At 73.6% G+C, this 25,761-nt stretch carries 3 protein-coding genes; all 3 read right to left on the reverse strand.

What is annotated here, in order from left to right; translation table 11 throughout:
- Positions 1 to 46: 46 nt before the first annotated feature.
- From AB0D29_RS18890 to AB0D29_RS18900, 3 genes are read right to left on the reverse strand one after another with little or no spacing between them, the layout of a single operon-like run.
- A complete protein-coding gene (locus AB0D29_RS18890; protein ID WP_362855500.1) occupies positions 47 to 1,279 on the reverse strand; it encodes a cytochrome P450 in 1,233 nt (410 codons plus the stop codon).
- A gap of 2 nt (positions 1,280 to 1,281) precedes the next feature.
- The gene (locus tag AB0D29_RS18895; protein WP_362855501.1) at positions 1,282 to 18,861 is read right to left on the reverse strand and encodes an amino acid adenylation domain-containing protein; all 17,580 of its coding nucleotides are present in this window, start codon (positions 18,859 to 18,861) and stop codon (positions 1,282 to 1,284) included.
- Between the two features lie 10 nt (positions 18,862 to 18,871).
- Complete coding sequence (locus AB0D29_RS18900; protein WP_362855503.1) at positions 18,872 to 25,558, reverse strand: amino acid adenylation domain-containing protein; 6,687 nt, start codon at positions 25,556 to 25,558, stop codon at positions 18,872 to 18,874.
- Positions 25,559 to 25,761: the final 203 nt, after the last annotated feature.

Genomic DNA, 25,761 nt, shown 5'->3' on the forward strand with positions numbered 1-25,761 from the left:
CGGGGGTCTCCTTCGGTGGCCCGGTCACGGGCCGCAGAGTGGCGCCTCATCGGACGAGGAGCGGGAGCTCCGAGGTCGAGATGACGTGGGGCAGCGGCAGGAAGGTCGGCGGGTTGTCCGGGTCCGTCCGCATCTTCGGGAAGCGGTCGAGCAGGATGTCCGTCGCGATCCGGCCCTCCATGCGGGCCAGTGGGGCGCCGAGGCAGAAGTGGATGCCCCGGCCGAAGCCGATGTGCGGATTGGGGTCGCGGTACGGGTCGAACAGGTGCGGGCGGGTGAACTGGCGCTCGTCCCGGTTGGCCGCCGACAGCGAGATGGCGACCAGCTGTCCCGGGTGCACCTTGACGCCGGCGAGCTCGCCCTCGGCGACGCAGGCCTTGTAGGCCGTCGCGATGGGGCTCAGGTAGCGCAGCGACTCCTCGATCAGACCGGGGGTGAGGTCCGGGTTCCCGCGGACGGCGGCCAGGTGCTCCGGGTAGGCGTCCAGGCACAGGAGGGTGTTGCCGAGCAGCGCGCTGGTGGTGGCGTGTCCGACGACGAGCAGCTCGTTGGCGAAGTTCACCACCGCGTTGTCGCTCAGCCGCTCCCCGTCGACCTCCGCCTCGACCAGCTTGGTCAGCAGGTCCTCGCGCGGCTTGAGCCGGCGCTCGGCGGCGTGCTCCCGCAGGTACTGGAACATCTCCGGGACCACGCGCATGGCGGCCTGGGCGTCGACGTCCTCGTCCAGGTCACGGTCGCCGGAGGTGAGGGCGACCGCGCTGTGGGCCATCCGGTCGACCCACGTCTTGAACAGGTCGCGGTCGCTCTGCGGTACGCCGAGCAGCTCGGAGATGACGATGATCGGCATCGGGTAGGCCAGGTCGTTCACCATCTCGATGCTGTCCTGGTCGGACACCTGGTCGAGCAGTTCGTGGGTGATCTCGACCATGCGCGGCTCCAGGGCCGCGACCATCCCGCGGGTGAACGCCTTGCTGATGATCTTGCGGAGCTTGGTGTGGTCCGGCGGGTCGGACTGCAGCAGGGTGCCGTCGCTGAACTCCGGGTCGATCTCCACGTCGCCCGCGATCAGTTCGGCGACGTCGCTGGAGTACGTCCCCGGGTTGCCGACGACCTCCAGCACCTCCTTGTACCCGTACACGTTGACGATGCCGTAGTCGTTGACCTCGACCGGGTGCTCGGGCTTGTGCCCGCGCAGCCAGAAGAACTCCGGATTGATGCCCATGCGGTCGACGAAGGCCGCCGCTTCCTTCGCGTCCGCGCCGGCGGATGTCCCGGTCATGGTCAGTTCCCCTCAAGGTGGAGGTTGATGATGCGGGCGATCTCGGCCGCGGGCTGGGCCTTCGGCATGCCCATGTGCGTGGCGTCGATGTCGTGTTCGTGGATGGTGCCGCCGATGTGCGGGGCCCAGATCGCCGCGTAGGACTCGTCCGGGTTCTGCGTGGCGTTGAAGAACACCGCGTCGCCGTCGTAGACGGGCGAGTCCCACTCCAGCAGCATCTCGGCGTGCGACTTGAAGAGGTGGCTGCCGTTCTCCACCAGCGCCTCGCGGTCCTCGTCCACTCCGGAGCCGATGAAGAACTCCTTGAAGAACTCGCGGACCTCCGGCATGTTCACCGGGTCCTCGATGTGCCGGAACCAGCCGCTCGGCGGGCTGTCCATGAGGGCCAGCAGCGCCACCTCGTGTCCCCGCCGCTTCAGTGCCGCGGCGAGGGCGTGGGCGTAGGTGCCGCCCGTGGAGTGCCCGACGAAGTGGTACGGGCCCTCCGGCTGGACCGCCAGGATCTGCTCCAGGTAGTCGTCGAGCATCGCCTGGGTGGACTCGGCCCGGCCCGTGCCGTCGAAGCCGCGGCCCTGGATGCCGTACACCGGCCGGTCGCCGAGGAGCTGGGCGAGGCCCACATAGGACCAGCACAGTCCGACACCCGGGTGGATGAACCACAGGGGCGGCTTCGTGCCCTCGGTGCGCATCGGCAGGACGACCGCGAACGGGTCGGCGAAGACGGGCGCCTGGGCGGTCTTGACCTGGGACTCCAGGTACTCGGCCAGCCTCGCCACCGTGGTGGCGCCGAACATCACGCGGATCGGGACCTTGGCCCCGAGGACCGCGCGGATCCGGCTGATCAGGCGGGTCAGGCGCAGCGAGTGGCCGCCGAGGTCGAAGAAGTCGTCGTCGATGCCGACCTTCTCCAGTTCGAGCGCCTCGGCGAACAGCTTGGCCAGGGTGGTCTCCAGCGGGTTGCGCGGCGCACGGTAGTCCGCTCCGCCGGTGAACTCCGGGTCGGGCAGGGCCTCCCGGTCCAGCTTGCCGTTCGGGGTGAGCGGCAGCCGCTCCAGCGTGACGAAGGCCGACGGGACCATGTACTCCGGCATCCGGCTGGTGAGGTGCTTGCGCAGGGCCTCGGCCACCACGCTCTCGCCCGGTGCGGGGACGACGTAGGCGACGAGCTGCTTGTCGCCGGCCAGGTTGTCCCGGGCGGTGACCACGCCGTGGTCGACCGTCGGGTGGGCCGTCAGCGCGGACTCGATCTCGCCGAGCTCGATGCGGAAGCCGCGGATCTTGATCTGGTTGTCCGTGCGTCCGCGGAACACCAGCTCGCCGTCGCGGGTCCACTCGACGAGGTCGCCGGTGCGGTACATCCGCTCGCCGGGCTCGCCGAACGGGCAGGCCACGTACCGCTGGGCGGTCAGCTCCGGCCGGCCGACGTAGCCGCGGGTCAGGCCCGCGCCGGCGATGTACAGCTCACCGGGTACGCCCGGCAGGACCGGCCGCAGCGCGGCGTCCAGCACGTACACCCGGGTGTTGCGGATGGGGCGGCCGATCGACACGGTGGCCTCGGCGGTGAGCTCGCTCACCGTCGCGCCGATGGTCGTCTCCGTCGGACCGTAGCCGTTGAACATCCGGCGTCCGGCCGACCAGGTGGCCACCAGCTCCGGCGAGGTGGCCTCACCGGCCACCATCAGGGAGGAGACGGTGGACAGCGAGCCCGCGGGCATGGCGGCCAGCACCGTGGGCGTCAGGATCGCGTGGCTCACCCCGTACGTGTCGGCGGTCTCCGCGAGCGGGGCCCCCGGCGTGAGCCGGTCCGGGGCCGCCATGACCAGGGCGCCCCCGGCGAACAGGGACATGCACATCTCGGCGACGGAGATGTCGAAGCTCGGCGAGGCGAACTGCAGGACCCGGCTGCCGGCGTTGATGCCGAGCAGCTCCGTCACCTCCGCGACCATGTTGGCGAAGCCGGTGTGCGTGACGGCCACGCCCTTGGGCCGGCCCGTCGATCCCGAGGTGTAGATGACGTAGGCGGTGTTGGCCACCACGAGCGGGCTCAGCCGCTGCGCGTCGGTCAGCACGGTGTCGTCCGTCGCGGCCAGGGCCTCGGCGAACTCCGGGGCGTCCAGGACCAGCAGCTGCGAGGGCAGGTCGGGCAGCCGGTCCGCCGTGGCCCCGTCGGTGAGGATCAGCCCGATCGCGGAGTCCTCGACCATGTACGTCAGCCGCTCGGCCGGGTAGGCCGGGTCCAGCGGGAGGTAGGCGCCGCCCGCCTTCGTCACGGCGAGGACCGCCACCGGCCACTGCGGCGAGCGCCGCAGGGCCACGCCCACGACCGTCTCCGGTCCGACACCGCGCTCGACGAGGGCCCGCGCCAGCCGGTTGGCCCGCGCGTCCAGTTCCCCGTAGGTCACCTTCTCGTCCTCGAAGAGCACCGCGACCTCGTGCGGGGCCTCGGCGGCCTTCCGCTCGAACAGGGCGGGCAGGGTGAGGGCCGGGGTCCGCGTCGCCGTCTCGTTGAAGGCGAGGAGGATCCGCTCGCGCTCCGCCTCGTGCAGCACGTCCAGCGCGCCCACGGGGATCTCCGGGTCGGCGATCAGCTGCCGCAGGATGTGCAGCACCCGCTCGGCGATCCGCTCCACCGTCTCCGCGCTGATGGCCTGCCGCTGGTACTGCAGGATCATGCGCAGGTAGGGCTCGGCGTCGGCCGCCAGACCCACCAGGTACGCGGCGCCCGCGGACGGACGGATACCGGTGAACGAGACGCCCGCCGCGGTGTTGGCCGCGCCCAGGGCCTCCTTGTCGACGGGGAAGGACTGGAACAGCACGATCGTGTTGAAGAGTTCCTTCAGGCCGGCCTCCCGCTGGATGCGGTGCAGCCCGAAGTGGTGGTGGTCCAGCAGGGCGGTCTGCCGCTCCTGGAGGTTCTTCAGCACCTGGCCGAGGGTGTCGCTCGGCGCGTACTCGGCGCGGATGGGCAGGGAGTTGACGAACAGACCCACCATCTGGTCGACGCCGGGCACCTCGGCCGGGCGGCCGGAGACCGTGGTTCCGAAGATCACGTCCCGCTTCCCGGTGAGCTGGCCGAGCATCAGCGCCCACACGCCCTGGACCAGGGTGCCCATCGACACGCCCAGTTCGGCGGCGCGCTTCTTGAGCGCCCGGGCCTCGTCCAGCGGCAGCGGGACGTCGACCTGCCCGACGCGGGCGTCGTCGCCGGCGTCCTCCGGGGTCTCGGCGGCGAGCAGGGTGGCCTCGCCGACCCCCTCCATCTCCTTGGCCCAGGCCGCGGCGGCCGCCTTGTCGTCCCGCCGGGACAGCCAGCGCAGGAACTCCCGGTACTCGGGCACGCGCGGCTGCTCGGAGGCGTCGCCCTCGGACGCGTACAGGTACGCGAGGTCCCGTACGAGCAGCGGGAACGACCATCCGTCGAAGAGCGCGTGGTGCACGGTCAGCACCAGCTCGGAGGTCTCCTCCGCCAGCCGCACCAGCGAGGCCCGCAGCATCGGGGGCTTGGCCGGGTCGAACTGTGCGTAGTGGTCCTCGGCGAGGATCCGCTCCAGCCCCTCCTCGCGGCCCGCCCCGTCGAGCTCGCGCAGGTCGGCGACGCGCCAGGGAAGTTCGACCTCGTCGAGGACGAGCTGGGTGAGGTCGCCGCTCGCGTCGGTGACGAAGGCGGTGCGCAGGTTGGCGTACCGGTCGAGGAGCGCCTGTGCTGCGACGCGCATCCGGGCCGGGTCGACCTGGCCCTGGACGTGGAAGGCCACCTGCACGATGTGCGGGTCGAAGGCGTCCTCCTCCAGGCGCATGGTCTCGAAGAGCAGACCGAACTGGAGCGGGGTCAGCGGCCAGACGTCGGCCAGACCCGGGTACTGCGCCTCCCAGTTCTCGATCTCGCTCTGGGTCATGCGGACCAGCGGCACGTCCGAGGGGGTGAGGCCACCGGCGCCGGGGGTGGCGACGTGGTGGGCGAAGCCCTCCAGGGCGCGGACCCACAGGTCGGCGAGCGCCTGGGCCTCGGCCCGGGTGAGCACACCGGCCGGGTAGGAGACCCGGGCGTTGAAGCGCGGGCCCCGGTCGGTGTCGGTGACGTAGGCGCTGATCTCGACCGTGGAGAGCGCGGGCATGTCCGCGTCCAGGTCCGCGGCGAGGCCGAGCGCGTCGGCGGCCAGGTTCCAGCCGCTGCCCTGCTGCCCGTCGGCGCCGTCGCCGGCGGCGACCCGTCCCAGGTAGTTGAAGGAGATCTGGGGGGTGGCGCGCCAGTCGAGTTCGGCGGCGGTGGACGGGTTGAGGTAGCGCAGGAGGCCGAAGCCGACGCCCTTGTCGGGGATGGCCAGGAGCTGTTCCTTCACGGCCTTGAGCACGCCGCCCGCGGCGGCGCCGCCGGCGAGCGCCTCGTGCACGTCGTGCCCGGCGAGGTCGAGCCGGACGGGGAACATGCTGGTGAACCAGCCCACCGTGCGGGACAGGTCGGCGCCGGGCACGACCTGCTCCTCACGGCCGTGTCCTTCGAGCCGGATCAGCGTCGAGGACTCCTCGACGCCCCGCTCCGCGCGCCACTGCGTCACGGCGAGGGCGAGGGCGGCCAGGAGGCCGTCGTTGACCCCGCCGTGGAAGGCGGTGGGCACCGTGGTCAGGAGCGCCTCGGTGACCTGCTCGGGCAGTTCCAGGGAGACCGTCTCCACGGTGGACATGACGTCCACCGCCGGGTTCAGGGCCCGCGCGCCGAGGACCGGGTCGTTGCAGTCCAGCAGCTCGGACCACTGCGCCAGTTCGGCGATGCGGTCCGGGTCGGACGCCTCGTCGAGCAGCGCGTGCGCCCAGCGGCGGGCGGAGGTGCCGACCGCGGGCAGGCTCGGGGCGGAGCCCGCGTCGATCTGCTCCCAGGCCGTGGCGAGGTCCGGGAGGAGGATGCGCCAGGACACGCCGTCCACGACGAGGTGGTGCAGGACCACCAGCAGCCGGCCGGCGCCCTGCTCCGGGGCGAACCAGACGAACTGGGCCATGGTGCCGGCGGCCGGGTCGAGCCGGCCGGTGGCGGCGTCCAGTTCGGCCCTGGCCGTCTCCAGCCACGCCTCGTCCCAGGTTCCCGGGCAGTCCACCCGCCGGATCAGCGCGGCCGCGTCGACCGTGCCGGGGGCGGCGATCTCCAGGCTGCCGTCGCCGCCCTGGACGAGACGGGAGCGCAGGACGTCGTGGTGGTCGAGCACCGCGGTCAGGACCGCGGTCAGCCCGTCCTCGTCGATGTCCTGCGGCAGTTCGAGCGCCGCGGACATCGAGAACCGGTTGAAGCTGCTGCCCAGTTCGAGCATGTACCTGGCGATCGGGGGCAGCGGCATGACGCCGGTGCCGCCGCCTTCGAGCTCGGCCAGGACCGGGCCCTGGTTCTGGCTGCCGGCGGCCGCGGCCAGCTCGGCGACCGTCCGCAGCTCGAAGATCTGCCGCGGGTTGACCACGACGCCCTGTGCCTTGGCGCGCGAGACGATCTGGATGGACCGGATGCTGTCGCCGCCGATGGCGAAGAAGTCGTCGTCGATGCCGACCCGTTCCAGGCCGAGCACCTCGGAGTAGACCCCGGCCAGCACCTCCTCGGTGCGACCCCGCGGGGCGCGGTAGCTCTCGCCGGCGAAGTCCGGCTCGGGCAGGGCCGCGCGGTCCAGCTTGCCGTTGGGGGCCAGCGGCAGCCGGTCCAGCGGCACGAGCACCGCCGGGACCATGAACTCGGGCAGCCGGCCGGTGATGAAGCGGCGCAGCTCCCGCATGGTGATGCCGGAGGTCATGTCGGCCTCGAACCGGCCCTGCGCGTCGACCTGGCCGCCGGAGTCCGGGGAGCTGACCACGTAGCCGACCAGGCGCTTGGCCCCGTCGGGGGCGCTCTGGCTGGTCACCACGGCGTGTTCCACGCCGGGGTGGGCCGTCAGCGCCGCCTCGATCTCGCCGGGCTCGATGCGGAACCCGCGGATCTTGAGCTGGGCGTCGCCCCGTCCGACGTACTCCAGCTGCCCGTCGGCCCGCCAGCGGGCCAGGTCGCCGGTGCGGTACATCCGCGAGCCGGGCGCACCGTACGGGTCGGCGACGAAGCGCTCGGCGGTCAGGGCGGCGCGGCCGTGGTAGCCGCGGGACAGGTTGCCCGCCACGTAGAGCTCGCCCACGGCGCCCACGGGCACCGGCTTCAGGCCGGCTCCCAGGACGTACGTGCGCATGTTGCCCAGGGGCGCGCCGATCGGGGCGGTGTGCGCGCCGTCCCAGTCCTCGTCGGCCGGGAGCCCGAAGGTGGTGGCGTAGAAGCTCTCGGTCTGGCCGTAGGCGTTGACCACCCGGATCCCGGGGACGGCCTCGCGGACCCGGTGGACGAGGGACGCGGGCAGCGCCTCGCCGGCGAACACCACGGCGTCCGCGGTGATCTTGCCGTTGACCTGGTCGAGGAGCTCGGCGAAGACCGAGGGGACGGTGCTGATCACGCCGCCGGTCCAGCCGCCCTGCTCGCCGATGACCAGGACGTCGCGGGCCAGTTCGACCGTGCCGCCCGCCGCCAGCGTGGTGAAGACCTCGAAGACGGAGACGTCGAAGTTGACGGAGGCGCCGGCGAGCGTGCGGGTGCCGGAGTCCACGCCGATCGTGGAGGCGAGCCGCAGCACGCCGTTGACCACGTTGGCGTGGGTGACGGTCACGCCCTTGGGGACGCCCGTCGAGCCGGAGGTGTACATCACGTACGCCGCGTGGTCGGGCAGCAGGGCCGACGGCGGCGCGGTGGCGCCGGAGCCTGCCGCGGAGCCGCCGAGGGCCAGGTCCCCGAGGTACAGGCGGGTGATCCCGGACTCGGGCAGGACACCGGCGGTGGCCGCGTCCGTGAGCAGCAGCCTCGGCCGCGCGTCGGTCAGGATGTGCTCGAGGCGCCGGCTCGGGTACTTCGGGTCGATCGGCAGGTACGCGCCGCCCGCCTTCAGTACGCCCAGCAGGGCGGCGACCAGGTCCGCCGACCGCGGCAGGGCGACGCCCACCACCGTCTCCGGTCCCACGCCGTGCCGGGCCAGCTCGTGGGCCAGCCGGTTCGCCCGCTCGTCCAGTTCGCGGTAGGTCAGCGACCCCTCGCCGCAGACCAGCGCGACCGCGTCGGGCCGCTCCGCCACCTGGAGCTCGAACAGCCCGGGCACGGTCACCTCGGGGGTGGGCTGCTGCGTGGCGTTGAAGCCCTGCAGCACCAGTTCGCGTTCGGCCGGCCGCACCAGCTCGACCGCGGCCACCCGCTGCTCGGGGGCGGCGGCCAGCAGGCCCACCACCCGTACGAAGCGGTCGGCGACGGCCTGGGCCGTCTCGCGGTCGAAGAGGTCGGTGGCGTACTCCAGGAGACCCACCACGCCCATGCCGGGCAGGTCGGCCATGTTGAAGAACAGGTCGAACTTGGCGGTCTCGGTGCGGACCCGCTCGAACTCCACCTGCAGACCCGGCAGGGCGAAGTCCTTCCGGGCGAAGTTCTGCCAGGCGAACATCACCTGGAACAGCGGGGAGTAGGCGGTGGACCGCTCCGGGTTCAGCACCTCCACGAGCCGCTCGAAGGGGACGTCCTGGTTGTCGTACGCGGCAAGGGACTTGCCCCGGACCCGCTCCAGCAGCTCCGTGAAGGCGGGGTTGCCCGAGAGGTCGACGCGCAGCACCCAGGTGTTGACGAAGAAGCCGACCAGTTCGGCGAGGGCCTCGTCGGTGCGGTTGGCGATCGGGGAGCCGATCGTCAGGTCGTCACCGCCGCCGAGCCCGTGCAGCAGCACGGCCAGGGCGGACTGGAGCACCATCGAGGAGGTCGCACCGTGCCGGCGCGCCAGGTCCTCGACCGCGGCCGCCACCTCGGGGGCCAGGACGAACTCCACCGCGTCGCCGCGGTGGGAGGCCTTGGCCGGACGCGGGCGGTCGGAGGCGAGCTGCAGCGGCTGCGGCACACCCGCGAGCTCCCCGCGCCAGTAGCCCACCTGCGCGGCGAGCGCGCTGGCCGGGTCCTCCTCGTCGCCGAGCACCTCGCGCTGCCACAGCGTGTAGTCCACGTACTGGACCGGCAGCTCCGCCCACTGCGGGGCGCCGCCCTCCTTGCGGGCCGCGTACGCGGTGGCGAGGTCGCGGGCCAGCGGGGCCATCGAGGAGCCGTCGCTCGCGATGTGGTGGATCAGCAGGACGAGGACGTGCTCCTGCGCGCCGAGCCGGAGCACGGGAGCCCGTACGGGGATCTCCGTGGCCAGGTCGAAGAGGTGCGCGGAGGCCTCGGCCATGGCATCGGCCAGGCCGCCGCGGGCCACCTCCACGAGCGGGACGTGCAGCTGTGCCTCGTCGGCCGGCAGCACGTGCTGGGCCGGTACGCCGTCGGCGTCCTCGACGATCAGCGTGCGCAGGCTCTCGTGGCGGGCCACGACGTCGCGCAGCGCCGCCTCCAGCGCCGGCAGGTCCAGCTCGCCGGTCAGGCGGAGCGGGAAGGGGGCGTTGTAGGTGGCCGAGGGGCCCTCGAACCGGTCGATGAACCACAGGCGGCGCTGGGCGAACGACAGCGGTACGGAGTCCGGGCGCTCGGCGGTGCGCCGCAGCGGCGGCCGCACGGGCGCTCCGGCGGCGAGGTGTTCGACCAGCTCCACGACCGTGGGCGCCTCGAACACGACCCGGATGGGCAGTTCGACGTCGAGGACCTGGCGGATCCGGCTGACCAGGCGGGTGGCCAGCAGGGAGTGGCCGCCCAGGGCGAAGAAGTCGTCGTCGATGCCGACCCGGTCCAGGCCGAGCACCGCCGCGAACAGGCCGCACAGGACCTCTTCCTGCGGGGTGCGCGGAGCCCGGCCGGTGGCCGCCGCGGCGAAGTCCGGGGCGGGCAGGGCCCGCTGGTCCAGCTTCCCGTTGGGGGTCAACGGCACCTCGGCGATGGCGACGACGGTCGACGGCACCAGGTGCTCGGGCAGCCGGTCCTTCAGGTAGCCGCGCAGGGCGCCCACCAGCGTGCCGATCCGGCCCGCGGCGGCCGGCTCGTTGGCCAGCGTCCGGTCGGCGCGGCCCGAGGGCGTGAACCCGCCGGTCAGGACCTGGTCGGTGACGGGCCCGGCCGGGAAGAAGACCGCGTCGAAGCACTCGGCCGCGGCGGCCGACCAGGTCAGCAGCACGCCCCAGCCGCGCTCGGCGGCCCATTCCCGCAGGTCCTGCGGGTCGAGCACCGGGCCGGAGGCGGCGGGTGCGGAGATCACGCCCACGGCCGCGGCGGACTCGACCTCGTCGGCGAGCCGCGCGTTGGGGATGCGGGTGACGCGTACGGGCTGCTCGCCGCCCGCACGGACGAAGTCCTCCAGGCCGAAGAGGTCGTCGACCTGGCGGCCCCACTGCCGGGCCGGGACCTCGCTCAGCGGGAGCGCGGCCACGGGCGCCTTGTGCAGCAGCACCTCGTAGCGGTGGCGGGTGAGCTCGTTGTGCGGGCGGCCGGCCTTCAGCCGGATGTCCACGCCGCCCGCGCCGTGCCGCTCGGCCCACCGGGTGAACCACTCGGGGTCGAGGACGAGTTCCTTCTCCATGAGGATGGCGCGGGCGACCGCGGCGCGGCTCACCGAGGCGGAGGCCTCGGGGTGCAGCGCGCGCTGTACGCCGGAGCGGAAGAGCCGCAGGGTGGCGGCGTTGCGGACGTCGCCGACGAGGATCCGGCCGCCGGGGGCCAGCAGTTCCATCGCATTGGCCAGCACCAGGTCCATGTACTCGGCGTCGGGGAAGTACTGGACGACCGAGTTGATGACCACGAGGTCGAAGTGCTCGCGCGGCAGACCGGAGATGTCGTCACCGTTCTGGTGCCGCAGGTGCACGCGGTCGCCGAAGCCGGTCTGCTCCACCTGCACGAGCAGCCTGTCGATGACCGCGGCCGACATGTCGGTGCCCCAGTACTCCTCCACCTGCCCGAGGGTCTGCGACATCAGCAGGCCGGTGCCGACGCCGATCTCCATGACGCGGCGCGGCGACCAGTTGGTGATCTGTTCCACCGCGGCGTCGCGCCACACGGCCATCTCGTCCAGCGCGATGGGCTGTCCACCGGTGTAACTGGAGTTCCAGCCGGTGAAGTCCTCGCCCCAGGCGGCGTCGGAGACGGCGTAGAGGTCGTCGTAGATCTCCTCCCACTCGTCGACCTGCTCGGCGGCGCCGGAGGTGTCGGAGCCGTCCACGCGCGGGACCACGTAGCCGACCAGTCGGCGTTCGCCGGCCTGGTCCTCGTTCCAGGTGACGACGGCCTGGGCGACACCCGGGTGGGCGGCCAGGGCGGCCTCGACCTCGGCGGGCTCGATGCGGAAGCCGCGGATCTTGACCTGGGTGTCCACCCGGCCCCGGAAGACGAGTGCGCCGTCCGGGGTCCAGGACACCACGTCACCGGTGCGGTACATCCGCTCGCCGGGCTCGCCGAAGGGCGAGGCCACGAAGCGCTCGGAGGTCAGCGCGGAGCGGTGGGCGTAGCCGCGGGCCAGGCCGGCACCCGCGATGTAGAGCTCGCCGGCCACGCCGGGGAGCGTGGGGCGCAGGCCCGCGTCCAGGACGTAGACCCGCATGTTGTCCATCGGGCGGCCGATCGGGATCGGCTCGCCGACCCGCTCGGGGTCGGGCATCGGGTGGGTGGTGGCGAAGGTGGTGGTCTCGGTCGGGCCGTAGCCGTCGACGACCTTGAGGCCGGGGCAGGCCCGCAGGGCGCGGGTGACCGAGGCCGGGGAGACGACGTCACCGCCGGTCCACACCTCGCGGACCCCGGTGAAGCACTCCGGGTTCTCGTCGGCGATCACCTTGAACAGACCGGCGGTCAGCCACAGCGCGGTGACGCGCTGCTCGGCGATGACCGCGGCCAGCGCGCCGGCGTCCAGCTTGCCGACGGGTGCCACGACGGCGGTGCCGCCGCCCAGCAGGGGCACCCACAGTTCGTAGGTGGAGGCGTCGAAGGACTGCGCGGAGTGGACGAGGACCCGCTCGTGGGCGCCGCCCCGGTACTGGCGGTCCAGCGCCAGGCCGGACACGGCCCGGTGCGTGACGCCGACGCCCTTGGGGACGCCGGTCGAGCCGGAGGTGTACATCACGTACGCGAGCTGGTCGACGCGCCCGTGGGCGGCGGCCGGCAGGGCGTCGGCCGGGGCCGCGGCGACGGCCAGGGCCGTGTCCGCGTCGTCCAGGACCACGTACGGGCAGGTGCCGCCCGGCAGCCCGGCGACGATCTCGGAGTCGGTCAGGAGCAGGGTCGGCGCGGCGTCGCCCAGCATGAACTCGATGCGCTCGGCCGGGTACTCCGGGTCCACCGGCAGGTAGGCGCCGCCGGCCTTGAGGACGGCGAGCAGGGCCACGACCAGCTCCGTGGAGCGCGGCAGCGCCACGCCCACGACGGACTCCTGGCCGACGCCGCGCGCGGCGAGCACGTGGGCCAGCCGGTTGGCCCGGGCGTCGAGTTCGCGGTAGGTCAGGCTCTCGGCGCCGAAGGCGACGGCGATCCCGTCCGGCGTCGCGGCGGCCTGCTCCTCGAACAGCGCCGGGACGGTCTTCCCGGGGGCGGGTACGGCCGTGTCGTTGAACTCGCCGAGGAGCCGCTCGCGTTCGGCGGGCTCCAGGACGTGCACGGAGCCGACCCGGGTGTCCGGGTCCGACACGAGCTGCTGGAGGATCCGCGCGAACCGGGCGGCGATGCCCTCGACGGTCTCCGGGTCGAAGAGGTGGTGCTGGTACTGGAGCGCCACCCGCAGGTGCGGGTCGGCGAAGGCCATCACGACCAGCGGGTAGTGCGCGCCGCTGAGCGGGCTGATGCCGGTGATCGAGATGCCGGCGGCCGAGTTCGCCTCGTTGATGGCGACGCCGTCGATCGGGTACGACTCGAAGCCCACGAGGGTGTCGAAGAGTACGTTCAGCCCGATCGAGCGGTGGATGTCGAGCAGCCCGTGGTGGTGGTGGTCGAGCAGTGCGCTCTGCCGGTTCTGCAGGTCGCGCAGCAGCTCGCCGAGGGTGGCGCCGGGTCCGCACTCCACCCGGACGGGCAGGGTGTTGATGAACAGGCCGACCATCGAGTCCACGCCGGGGACGACGGGCGGGCGGCCGGAGACGGTGGCGCCGAACACCACGTCCTGGCGGCCGGTGAGCCCGGCGAGGACGAGGGCCCAGGTGCCCTGGACCAGGGTGTTGAGGGTGAGGCCCAGCTCGGCGGCGCGCCGGCCGAGGTCGCGGGCGGCGTCCGCGGACAGCGGGATGTCGATCTGGCCGATGCCGGCCGGGTCGGACGCGGCGCCGGCCTCGGGGGCGATCAGGGTCGGCGACTCGACGCCAGCGAGCTCAGCGGCCCAGGCGCGGGCCGAGGCCTCGCGGTCCTGACCCGCCTGCCACACCAGGAAGTCGCGGTAGCCGGGCACCCGCGGCAGCGCGGCGGCGTCGCCCTCGGAGCCGTAGAGCCGCAGCAGGTCCTGCATGAGGACCGGGATCGACCAGCCGTCGAAGAGGACGTGGTGGGCGGTGAAGACCAGCTCCCAGCGGTCGGGGGCGAGCATGACGAGGGACATCCGCACGAGCGGGGCCCGGGTCAGGTCGAAGTGGGAGTTGTGGTCCTCGGTCAGGAAGCGCTTCAGCGCCTCCTCGCGGCCCTCCTCGCCGAACCCGCTGAGGTCGAGGTACTGCCAGGGCAGCTCCACGCGGTCGCGTACGACCTGCACCCGGTCCCCCGCCGCGTCGAACACGAACGCGGCGCGGAGGTTGGCGTACCTGTCGAGCAGTGCCTGGCCGGCGGCCCGCATCCGGGCCGGCTCGACCTCGCCGGCGAGGTGGAAGACCAGCTGCATCTGGTACGCGTCGAAGGTGGAGCCGGCCAGCTGGGCGTGGAAGAGCAGGCCGTCCTGCATCGTGGTCAGCGGCCAGACGTCCTCCAGGCCGGGGTAGCGCTCCTCCCAGGCCTCGATCTCGCCCTGGGTCGCCCGGACCAGCGGCACGTCCGAGGGGGTCAGACCGCCTGCGGCGGGCTCGGCGGCGTGCCGGGCCAGGGCCTGGAGGGCGGTGCTCCACAGTTCGGCGAGCTCCTCGACGTCCTCCGCCCGGAGCAGGCCCGAGGGGAAGGCGAGCCGTGCGGTGAGCTGCGGGCCCTGCTCGGTGTCGGTGACGAGCGCGCCGACGTCCAGCGTCGAGAGCGCGGGCATCCGCCCGTCGGGCTGCGCGATCAGCTCGGTGGTGCCCTCGGCGAGGGTCCAGCCCAGGCCGCGCAGGTGCTCGGGCACGTCCGCGGAGGAGGAGAACCGGCCCAGGTAGTTGAAGCCGATCTGGCCCGTGGGGTACCGGCGCAGCACCTCGGCGGTCTGCGGGTTCAGGTGGCGCAGCAGGCCGTAGCCCACGCCCTTGTCCGGGAGGGACAGGAGCTGCTCCTTGACCGCCTTGACGGCGGAGCCGGCGGCGGCGCCGCCCGCGAGGGCCTCGTCGAGGTCGATCCCGGCGAGGTCGAGGCGGACGGGGTACATGGTGGTGAACCAGCCCACGGTGCGCGACAGGTCGGCGCCGGGGGCGACGTCCTCCTCGCGGCCGTGTCCCTCGACCCGGATCACGGCGGAGGACTCGTCGATGCCGCGGGCCCGGCGCCAGCGGGCGACGGCCAGCGTCAGCGCCGCGAGCAGGCCGTCGTTGACACCGCCGTGGAAACGGGCCGGCAGGGTGGTCAGCAGGGTCTCGGTGACCGGCACGGAGAGCTTGAGCCAGGTGTGCTCCACGGTGGACATCACGTCCACGGCCGGGTCCAGGGCCCGTGAGCCCAGGAGCGGGTCGGGGCCGGCCACGACCGAGCGCCACAGGGCGAGTTCGGCGACGCGCTCGGGCGAGGCAGCCTCCTCGGCCAGGGCGTGGGCCCAGCGGCGCACCGAGGTGCCCACCTCGGGCAGCTCGGGGGTGCGGCCCTCGCGGACCTGCTCCCAGGCGGTGGCGAGGTCCGGCAGCAGGATGCGCCAGGACACGCCGTCGACGACGAAGTGGTGGAGGACCAGCAGCAGCCGGCCGGCGCCCTCCTGCGGGGCGAACCAGACGAACTGCGCCATGACACCGGCCGCAGCGTCCAGCCGGCCGGTGGCGGCGTCCAGTTCGGCGGTGGCCGTCTCGAACCACTGCTCGTCCCAGCGGCCGTCGCACTCGACGCGGTGGATCAGCGCGTCCGCGTCGACGGAGCCGGGCGCGCCGACCTCCAGGCCGGCGCGGTCCGTGCCGTCGGCGTCGTCGGCGTCGCCCATGACCAGGCGGGAGCGCAGGACGTCGTGGCGGTCCAGCACCGCGCCGAGGGTGGCGGCCAGTGCGGCCCGGTCGATGCCCTCGGGCAGCTCGACGGCCATCGACATGGCGAACCGGTCGACGCCCTCGCCGAGTTCCAGCAGGTACTCGCCGATCGGCAGCAGCGGCAGCCGGCCGGCGCCGCCGCCCTCCAGCTCCGCCAGCACGGGGCCGGTGCCCACCGCGACCCCGACGACGGCGACCGCGGCCAGTTCGGCGACGGTGCGGTGGTCGAAGATCTGGCGCGGGCTGACCTCCACGCCGCCGCTGCGGGCGCGGGAGACCACCTGGATGGAGCGGATGCTGTCGCCGCCGATGGCGAAGAAGTCGTCGTCGATGCCGACCCGGTCGAGGCCGAGGACCTCGGCGTAGACCGTGGCGAGGACCTCTTCCGCGGCGTTGCGCGGGGCGCGGTACTCGCCGCCGCTGAAGTCGGGCTCGGGCAGCGCGGCCAGGTCCAGCTTGCCGTTGGCGGTCAGCGGCAGCCGGCCGACCATGACGAAGACGGACGGGACCATGAACTCGGGCAGCCGGCCCGCGGCGAAGCGCCGGAGCTCGCGCACGGACACGCTGGTGGTCAGGTCGACGTCGAGGTCGCCGAGGCTGGCGACGGTGCCGAAGCCGCTCTGGTCGGCCTCCAGCGGGACCACGTGGCAGACGAGCTGCTTGCTGCCGCGGCCCTCGCGGATGGTGACCACGGCCTGGGCCACGCCCGGGTGGGCGGTCAGGACGGCCTCGATCTCGCCGGGCTCGATGCGGAAGCCGCGCACCTTCATCTGCGCGTCGTCGCGGCCGGCGTACTCCAGCTGTCCGGCGGCGTTCCAGCGCGCCAGGTCACCGGTGCGGTACATGCGCGAGCCGGCCGGCCCGAACGGGTCGGCGACGAAGCGGTCGGCGGTCAGCGCGCTGCGGCCGTGGTAGCCGCGGCCGATCTCGCCGGCGACGTACAGCTCGCCCACCACGCCGACGGGGACGGGCCGCAGGCCCGGGCCGAGCACGTAGGTGCGGACGTTGCCGAGCGGGGCGCCGACGGGGGCGCTGCCGGAGCCGTCCCACTCCTCGTCGGCGGGCAGCGCGAAGGTGGTGGCGTAGAAGGACTCGCTCTGGCCGTAGGCGTTGACGACGCGGACCCCGGGGATCGCCTCGCGGACGCGCCGCACCAGGGAGGTGGGCAGGGCCTCACCGGCGAAGACCACGGTGTCGACGTCGATGTTCCCGTCGACCTGTCCGAGGAGTTCCGCGAAGACGGACGGGACGGTGCTGATCACGCCGCCGCTCCAGCCGCCGCGCTCGCCGATCACCAGTGCGTCGCGCACCAGCTCGACGGTGCCGCCGGAGCAGAGGGTGGCGAAGAGCTCGAAGACGGACACGTCGAAGTTGACCGAGGTGCCGGCGAGCACGCGCGTCCCCGCGCCGACGCCGATCGCCGAGGCCAGCCCCAGCACGTCGTTCACCACGTTGGCGTGGGTGATCGCCACGCCCTTGGGCGTGCCCGTGGAGCCGGAGGTGTACATGACGTACGCGACCTGGCCGGGCCGACCCGCGGTGGCGGCGCCGGGCTCCGCGTCCCGCGCGTCACCGAAGTCGATGTCACCCAGGAACAGCTGCGGGACCTGCGCCTTCGGCAGCACGCCCACGGTCTGCTCGTCGGTGAGGATCAGCCCGGGGGCCGCGTCCTCCAGGATGAAGTCGAGCCGTCGGCTCGGGTATCTCGGGTCGATCGGCAGGTACGCGCCGCCGGCCTTGAGCACGCCGAGCAGCCCGGCCACCAGATCGGCCGTGCGCGGCAGGGCGACGCCCACGAGCGTCTCGGCGCCCACGCCGCGCGCGGTCAGCTCCCGCGCCACGCGCGAGGCCCGCGCGTCGAGTGCGCGGTAGGTGAGGACCTCGTCCCCGGCCTCCAGGGCGACCGCGTCCGGGGTGGCCGCGGCCTGCCGCTCGAAGAGCTCGGCGACCGTCAGCTCGGGCAGCTCCACCGCGGTGTCGTTGAACACCCTTACGACGGTGTCCAGTTCGGATTCGTCGAGGACGGGCGCCAGGGCGACCGGCCGGTCCGGGCGGGCGACGACCTCGCGGATGACCCGCAGGTAGCGGTCGACGACGGACTGCGCCGTGGAGCGGTCGAACAGGTCGGTCGCGTACTCGAGGTAGCAGAGCATGCCCGGACCGGCCGGGTCCGAGAAGTAGTTGAACTCCAGGTCGAACTTGGCCGTCGGGGTGGCGAGCACCTCGAAGCGGGCCCGCTCCAGACCCGGCAGGTCCAGCTCGATCCAGGCGTCGTTCTCCCAGGTGAACATGACCTGGAACAGCGGGTGGTAGGCGGTGGACCGCTCCGGGTTCAGCACCTCCACCAGGTGCTCGAAGGGGGCGTCCTGGTTGTCGTACGCGGTCAGCGCCTTCTGCCGGACCTGCTCCAGCACCCGGTCGAAGGTGGGCGCGCCGGAGAGGTCCGTGCGCAGCACCCAGGTGTTCACGAAGAAGCCGACGAGGTCGGCGAGTTCGTCGTCGGTGCGGCCGGCGACGGTGGAGCCGATGGCGATGTCCTGGCCGGCGCCCAGGTGCTGGAGCACCACGGCGAGGGCGGCCTGGAGCACCATCGGGACGGTCATGTCCCGCTCGCGGCCCAGCGCCTCGACGGCCGCCAGCAGTTCGGCGTCGATCGGGAAGCCGACCGTGTCACCGCGGTGGCTGGCCACCGGCGGGCGCGGGCGGTCCGAGGACAGGCGCAGCGGAGTCGGCACGCCCTGCAGCTCGCCCTGCCAGTAGGCGACCTGTGTGGAGACCACGCTGTCGGGGTCGTTCTCGTCGCCGAGCAGCTCGCGCTGCCACAGCGTGTAGTCGACGTACTGCACCGGCAGGTCCGCCCACTGCGGGGCCCCTCCGCCCAGCCGGGCGGTGTACGCGGTGGCCAGGTCGCGGGAGAGCGGCTCCATCGACTCGCCGTCGCTGGCGATGTGGTGGACGAGCAGGAGCAGGACGTGCTCCCGCTCGCCGGAGCGCAGCAGGGTGGCGCGGACCGGTATCTCCGCCGACAGGTCGAAGGTGTACTGCGCCGCCTGGAAGACGGCCTCGTCCACCCCGTCGGGGGCCACCTCGACGAGCGGTACGTCGAGCAGCGCCTCGGCCACCGGCAGCACCTGCTGCGAGGGCACGCCCTGCTCGTCCATCACGATGAGCGTACGGAGGCTCTCGTGCCGTGCCACGACATCGCGCACCGCCGACTGCAGGGCGGTCCGGTCCAGCTCGCCGGTCAACCGCACGAGGAAGGGGACGTTATACGTCGCCGACGGTCCCTCGAATCGGTCGATGAACCACAACCGACGCTGTGCGAACGACAACGGGATCATTTTACTGTCCACTCCTGTCCATCTTGCGCAGTCGAGGCCGGCTCGACGTGCCTGCGTTCTTGACCGTGCGCGAAAGCTCTGAAATTGCGTGAGACTCGAAGATCGACCGCAAAGGCACGCTCACCCCGAGCACCTTCCGGATACGGCTGGTGAGCCGCGTCGCCAGCAGGGAGTTGCCCCCCAGTTCGAAGAAGTCGTCGTTCATGCCGACCCGTTCCACACCGAGCACCTCCGCCAGCAGCTCGCAGAGAGCCGCTTCCTCGGGGGTGCGCGGCGCCCGGTAGGGGCGGCCGGCCGGTTCGGGCTCGGGCAGCGCGGCCCGGTCGAGGCGGCCGTCGGGCGTCAGGGGCAGCCGCTCCAGGGTCACGAGGACCGCGGGGACCAGGGCGGCGGGCAGGAGCCGGGCGGCGTGGGCCCGCACCTGGTCGGCGTACGGCCCGGGCTCGGCCCCGTACGCCTCGGCGGGTACGAGGTAGCCCACCAGCTGCGCGGTCCCGCCCGGCCCGTGGCCCGCGCGGGCGATCACGGCCGCCCGCGCCACCCCGGGGTGCCCGGTCAGGACGGCCTCGACCTCGGCGGGCGCGATCCGCGTGCCGCGGACCGCCGCCTGCGTGTCGCCGCGCCCCAGGAACTCCAGCCGGTCGTCGCCGTTCCAGCGGACCAGGTCGCCGGTGCGGAACATCCGCGATCCGGCCGGGCCGTGGGGGTCCGCGACGAACCGCTCCGCGGTCAGGGCGGCGTGTCCCCGGTAGCCGCGGGCCGGTGCGCCGCCCGCGAGGTACAGCTCCCCGACCGCGCCGTGCGGCACCGGCGTGAGACCGGCGCCGAGGACGTACGCCCGCACTCCGGCGAGCGGGGTCCCGGCGGGCACGGCGGCGGTGCCCGGTGGCTCCTCGCCGTCCGGTGGTGAGAAGGCGGTGGCGGGTCCGGTCTCGGGGTGCCCGTGGAGGTTGACCAGCCGGGCCCCCGGGGCGGACTCGGCCGCCCGCCGTGCCAGTGCGGCCGGCAGCGGCTCGCCCGAGAACACGATCGTGTCCGCGTGGATGTCCTCGGCCACCTCGTCGAGCAGGTCGGCGAAGGCCGAGGGGGTCGTGGCGAGCACCCCGCGCGCGGCGGCGCCGGAGGGGTCGGCGCGGCGGTCCCCGGCGAGCAGGCGGTGTCCGGCGAGGGCCCGCTGATCGGGGAGCACCTCGACGCCCGCTCCGCCGCAGAGCGCGGCGAGGATCTCCGGCACGGGCGGTTCGGTGTCGCCGGAGGGGCCGACCAGCAGCCGCGGGCGGCCGGTCGCGGAGCCGAGCCGCGCGAGCAGCCCGGGCACCCGCTCGGCCAGGTTGCGGTGGGTGGTCTCCACCCCCGTCGGCCCGCCCGAACTTCCGCAGGCGTACGAGAGGTACGCGAGCCCGTCGGGCCGCCGGACGGGGGCCGCCGCAGCGGACGCGCCGTCCCCGGAGTCCAGTTCACCCAGGTGCGCGGTGGGGGCCGCGGTGTCCGCCGCGGCGGCCGCCGTGTCCGGGTCGGTGAGGACCAGCAGCGGCCGTGCGTCGGCCAGGACGCGCGCGAGGCGGTCGCCCGGGTGGCGCGGGTCGAGCGGCAGGACGGCCGCCCCGGACTTGAGTACGCCGAGCAGCGCGACCACCAGGTCCGCCGACCGGGGCAGGGCCAGGGCCACCGGTGTCTCCGGGCCGGCGCCGCGGGCGATCAGGCCGTTGGCCAGCCGGTTCGCCCGCTCGTCGAGCTCCCGGTAGGTCAGGGACCGTGCGCCCGAGACCACGGCGACCGCGTCGGGGGTCGCGGCGGCCTGCCGCTCGAACAGCTCCGGGACGGTCGCCCCGTCACCGTCACCGTCGCCGTCACCGTCACCGTCGCCATCGGCTTCCGCCCCGGCGGAACGCGGACCCGCGCCGAGCCCGTTCAGCAGCCGGTCCCGTTCGGCGGGCTCCAGTACGTCCACGGTGCCCACCCGGCGGCCGGTGTCCTCGGCCAGCTGCCGCAGGATCGCGGCGAACCGGGCGGCGATGGACTCGGCCACGGCGGGGTCGAGCACGGTGCGCTGGTACTGCACCGCCAGGCGCAGCCGGTCGGGCTCGATGAAGGCCAGCACCGTCACCGGGTAGTGGCTGGCGGTGAAGGAGCGGATGCCGGTGATCGAGATCCCGGCCGCGCGGCTGGCCTCGACGATGCCGGCCCGGTCCATGGGGAAGGACTCGAAGCCGATGATCGTGTCGAAGAGGGCGTCCATTGCGGCGGCCTGTTGGATCTCGCTCAGGCCGAAGTGGTGGTGGTCCATCAGCGCGGCCTGCCGGCCCTGCACCGCGGTCAGCAGCTCGGCGAGGGTGTCCGCGGGGGCGCACCGCACCCGTACCGGCAGGGTGTTGAGGAACATGCCGACGGTGGTGTCGGCGCCGGGCAGGGCGGGCGGGCGGCCGGCGACGGTGGAGGCGAACACCACGTCCTGACGTCCGGTGAGCTGGGCCAGCAGGATCGCCCAGGCGCCCTGGACCACCGTGTTCAGGGTGACGCCGAGCTCGGAGGCGCGCCGGAACAGCTCGCGGGAGTCCTCGACGGGCAGCGGCACCTCGGCCTGCCGCATGGCGATGTCCTCGGCGGACTCGCCGGACTCGGCCGACTCGGTGGGTTTGGTGGACTCGGTGGACCGAGCGGCCGGGGCGGACACCACCGGGGCGAGGAACGTCGGCTCCCCCAGCCCGCTGAGCTCCTCGCGCCAGACCCGGGCGGACTCCTCGGGGTCCTGGCGGGAGAGCCAGGCCAGGAAGTCCCGGTAGTCGCGGGCGGGTTCCAGACCGGTGGCCCGTCCCTCCGAGCCGTAGAAGGTGAGCAGGTCCTGCATCAGCAGGGGCACCGACCAGCCGTCGAACAGCACGTGGTGGGCGGTGAGTACGAGCTCGTACGTCTCCTCGCCGGTCCGGATCAGCGTCAGGCGCAGCATCGGCGGCGCGATCTGGTCGAAGTGCGTGGTCAGGTCCTCGGCGAGGAACCGCTCGAAGGCCTCCGTGCGCTCCGCCTCGCCGAGCCCGGACAGGTCGAGCTCCTGCCAGGGCAGGGTGACGGAGTCCAGTACGAGCTGGACCAGGTCCCCGTACGCGTTGTGCACGAAGGCGGTCCGCAGGCTGGAGTGCCGCTCCAGCAGCGACTGCCCGGCGGCGCGCAGCCGGCCGGCGTCCACCCGCCCGGACAGGTGCAGGGCGTACTGCACCTGGTAGGCGTCGAAGGAGGAGTCCTCGAAGATCGAGTGGAACAGCAGGCCCGACTGGAGCGGGGTGGTGGGCCAGACGTCGGTGAGGCCCGGGAAGCGCCGCTCCCAGCCGTCGATGTCGTACTGGCTCGCGGTCACCAGCGGCAGGTCCGAGGGGGTCAGACCGCCGGCGCCGGGCCGGGCCGCGTACCGGGCGAGCCCTTCCAGGGCGGCGCACCACAGGTCGGCGAGCTCCCGTACCTCCGCCGGGGTGAGCACTCCCTCGGGGGCGCTGAAGGCGGCGGTCAGGACCGGGCCGGCCGGCTGGTCGCTGACCGTGGCGTTGATGTCGAGTTCGGCGGCGGCCGGCATCCGCGGGTCCTGCGCGGCGTCGAGCTCGGCGAGTTCGGCGATGGCCGCGGCCTCCGGGGCCTGGGTGAAACCCGCCCCGCGAGCGTCACCGGGCAGTTCGGAGCCGGTGGCGAAGCGGCCCAGGTAGTTGAAGCCGACCTGCCCGATGGGGTGTTCGGCCAGCTGGGCGGCGGTCTGCGGGTTCAGGTGGCGCAGCAGGCCATAGCCGATGCCCTTGTCGGGCAGGGAGAGGAGCTGTTCCTTGACCTTCTTGACGGCCAGGCCGGCGGCCGGTCCGCCCGCGAAGGCCTCGTCGAGGTCCACCCCGGCGAGGTCGAGGCGCACCGGGAAGGCGGTGGTGAACCAGCCCAGCGTGCGGGCGAGGTTCGCACCGGGGGCGGCGGCCTCCTCGCGGCCGTGTCCTTCGAGGCGGATCAGGGCGGAGGTCTCGTCGACGGAGCGGGTGCGCCGCCACCGCGCGAGCGCCAGGGCCAGCGCGGCCAGCAGTCCGTCGTTGACCCCGCCGTGGAAGGCCGCGGGCAGGTCCGTCAGCACGGCCTCGGTCACGGAGGCCGGGAGCCGGACGTGGGTGACGCGCACCGAGGACCGTACGTCGACGGCCGGGTCCAGTCGGCGGGCGCCGAGCACCGGGTCGGGCCCTTCGACGATCGAGCGCCAGAGGTCCAGCTCCGCGACGCGTTCGGGGCGCAGGGCCTCGTCGGCCAGCGCGTGCGCCCAGCGGCGCATCGAGGTGGCCACGGGCGGCAGTTCGGGGGTGCGGCCGGCGCTGATCTGCTGCCAGGCCGAGGCGAGGTCGGGCATCAGGATGCGCCAGGACACGCCGTCCACGATCAGGTGGTGCAGGACGAGCAGGAGCCGTCCGGCGCCGGTGCGCCCGGCGCCCTGCCCTTCCGCGTCGCCGGGCGCGTCGAACCAGACGAACTGCGCGACGACACCCGCCTCCGGATCCAGCCGCCGCGCGGCCTCCTCCAGCTCCCCGAGCAGCAGGTCCCGCCAGGACTCTTCGTCCCGGCGGCCGTCGCACGCGACGCGGCGCAGCAGCGGCTCCACGTCCACGGAGCCGGCGGGCGCGACGACCAGACCGTCGGCCTCACCGTCGCCCTCCCCCGCGGCGTCGGCGACGAGGCGCGAGCGCAGCAGGTCGTGGCGGTCCACCACGGCCGTCAGGGTGGCGGCCAGGCCGGCCCGGTCGATGCCCTCGGGCAGCTCCAGCACCATGGCCTGCAGGAAACGGCCGAAGCCGGGGCCCCACTCACGGATCCACCGGGCGACGGGCAGCAGCGGCATCCATCCGGTGCCGCCGCCGGCGAGCTCCGCCAGGACCGGGCCGGTGGGGGCGCCCTGGCCGTTCGCGACGGCGATCTCGGCGAGGCGGGCGACGGTGCGGTGCTCGACGGCCTGGCGGGCGGTGACCACCAGGCCGCGCGCCCGCGCCCAGGACACCACCTGGAGCGTCTGGATGCTGTCGCCGCCGAGGGTGAAGAAGTCGTCGTCGATGCCGACCTGGCCCAGGCCCAGGGCCTTCGCGAAGAGCTCCGCGAGGATCTCCTCCTGCGGGGTGCGCGGGGCCCGGTAGGTCTCGCCCTTGAACTCGGGTTCCGGCAGGCGGGCCTTGTCGAGCTTGCCGTTCGGGGTCAGCGGCAGCCGGTCCAGCAGGACGAACGCCGCGGGGACCATGTGGTCGGGCAGCTGGTCGGCGGCGAAGGCGCGCAGCTCGCCGACGCCGAAGCCGGAGTCGAGGGCGATGCTGCCGTAGGCGCTGCCCTGCGGGCCCGCCTGGCCGGGGCGGCCGGAGGCCGCGGGGACCACGTAGGCCACCAGCTGGCGGCTGCCGCGCCGCTCGTACGGGAGGACCGCGGCGTCCGCCACGCCGGGGTGGCCGCTGAGGACCGCCTCGATCTCGAGCGGCTCGATCCGGATGCCGCGGATCTTGACCTGGGTGTCGACGCGCCCGTGGAAGACGAGTTCGCCCTCCGGCGTCCGTTCCACGAGGTCGCCGGTGCGGTACATCCGCGCGCCGGGCCCGGCGAAGGGGCAGGCCACGAAGCGCTGGGCGGACAGGTCGGGGCGCCCCAGGTAGCCGCGGGCCAGCGAGGCGCCCGAGACGTACAGTTCGCCGATCACTCCGGCGCCGACCGGGCGCAGCGCGTCGTCCAGGACGTGCACGTCGGTGTCGGTGATCGAGCGTCCGATCGGCGGTACGCGGCCGTCGCCGGCCAGCGGCGCGCTCATCGTGGCGCACACGGTGGTCTCCGTGGGCCCGTACGCGTTGATCATGCGGCGGCCGGCCGACCAGGTGGCGACCAGCTCGGGGGTGGTGGCGTCACCGGCGACCACCAGGGTCTCGACGGAGGCCATGGCCCCGGCGGGGAGCGCGGCGAGCACCGGGGGCGGCAGCGTCACGTGGGTCACGCCGTGCCGGGCGATGGTGTCGGCCAGGGGGTCGCCGGGGGCCAGCGCCTCCTTGTCGGCGAGCACGAAGGTGGCGCCGGACAGCAGCCCCATGCACATCTCCCACACCGAGGCGTCGAAGCTCGGCGAGGCGAACTGCAGCACCCGGCTCGCCGGGCTCACCTTCAGCCGTTCGGCGTGTGTGGCCAGCAGCGGGGCGAGGCCGTTGTGGGTGACGGCGACGCCCTTGGGGCGGCCGGTGGAGCCCGAGGTGTAGATGACGTACGCGGTCTGCGCGACCCGCTGCGGGCGGATCCGGTCCGCGTCGGTGAGCGGGCCGGCCGTCTCGGCGGCGACCGCCGCCGCGGTCTCGGGCGCGTCCAGCAGCAGTACGGGGGCGGGGAGTTCGGGCAGCAGGCCACCGGTGACGGCGTCCGCCAGGACGAGGCGGGCGCCGGAGTCCCCGGCCATGTACTGGAGGCGTTCCGCGGGGTACGCGGCGTCCATCGGCAGGTACGCGCCGCCCGCCTTGAGCACCGCGAGGACGGCCACCCACAGCTCCGGCGACCGCTGCACGGCCACGCCCACGACCGACTCCGGTCCGACTCCGCGTCCGGCCAGGACCCGCGCCAGGCGATTGGCGCGCGCGTCGACCTCGCGGTAGGTCAGCGAGGTCTCGCCGAAGACCAGCGCGACGGCGTCCGGAGCGGCGACGACCTGCTTCTCGAACATCTCAGGAATCGTCGCCACCGGCACCGCCGTGTCATGGAACGAGCACAAAGCGACCATCCCCCAATGGTTGGACATGAAGACCGGAATCTCGTGGGTTTGATTTCTCATTGATCTCAGCCGGCGGGCGGTGCGACAAGCCCGAAAAAGCTGCCACACAGGAATTGCCCGCGGAAAACCGCACCGCCCGCGATGCGACCCGTTGG

Source organism: Streptomyces sp. NPDC048424, from assembly GCF_040651555.1.
Taxonomy (GTDB): Bacteria; Actinomycetota; Actinomycetes; order Streptomycetales; family Streptomycetaceae; genus Streptomyces.

Excerpts from the sequence above, each read along its gene's own strand:
- AB0D29_RS18890 (WP_362855500.1), bottom strand. The coding sequence starts at position 1,279 with ATGACCGGGACATCCGCCGGCGCGGACGCGAAGGAAGCGGCGGCCTTC.
- AB0D29_RS18900 (WP_362855503.1), bottom strand. The coding sequence starts at position 25,558 with ATGTTCGAGAAGCAGGTCGTCGCCGCTCCGGACGCCGTCGCGCTGGTC.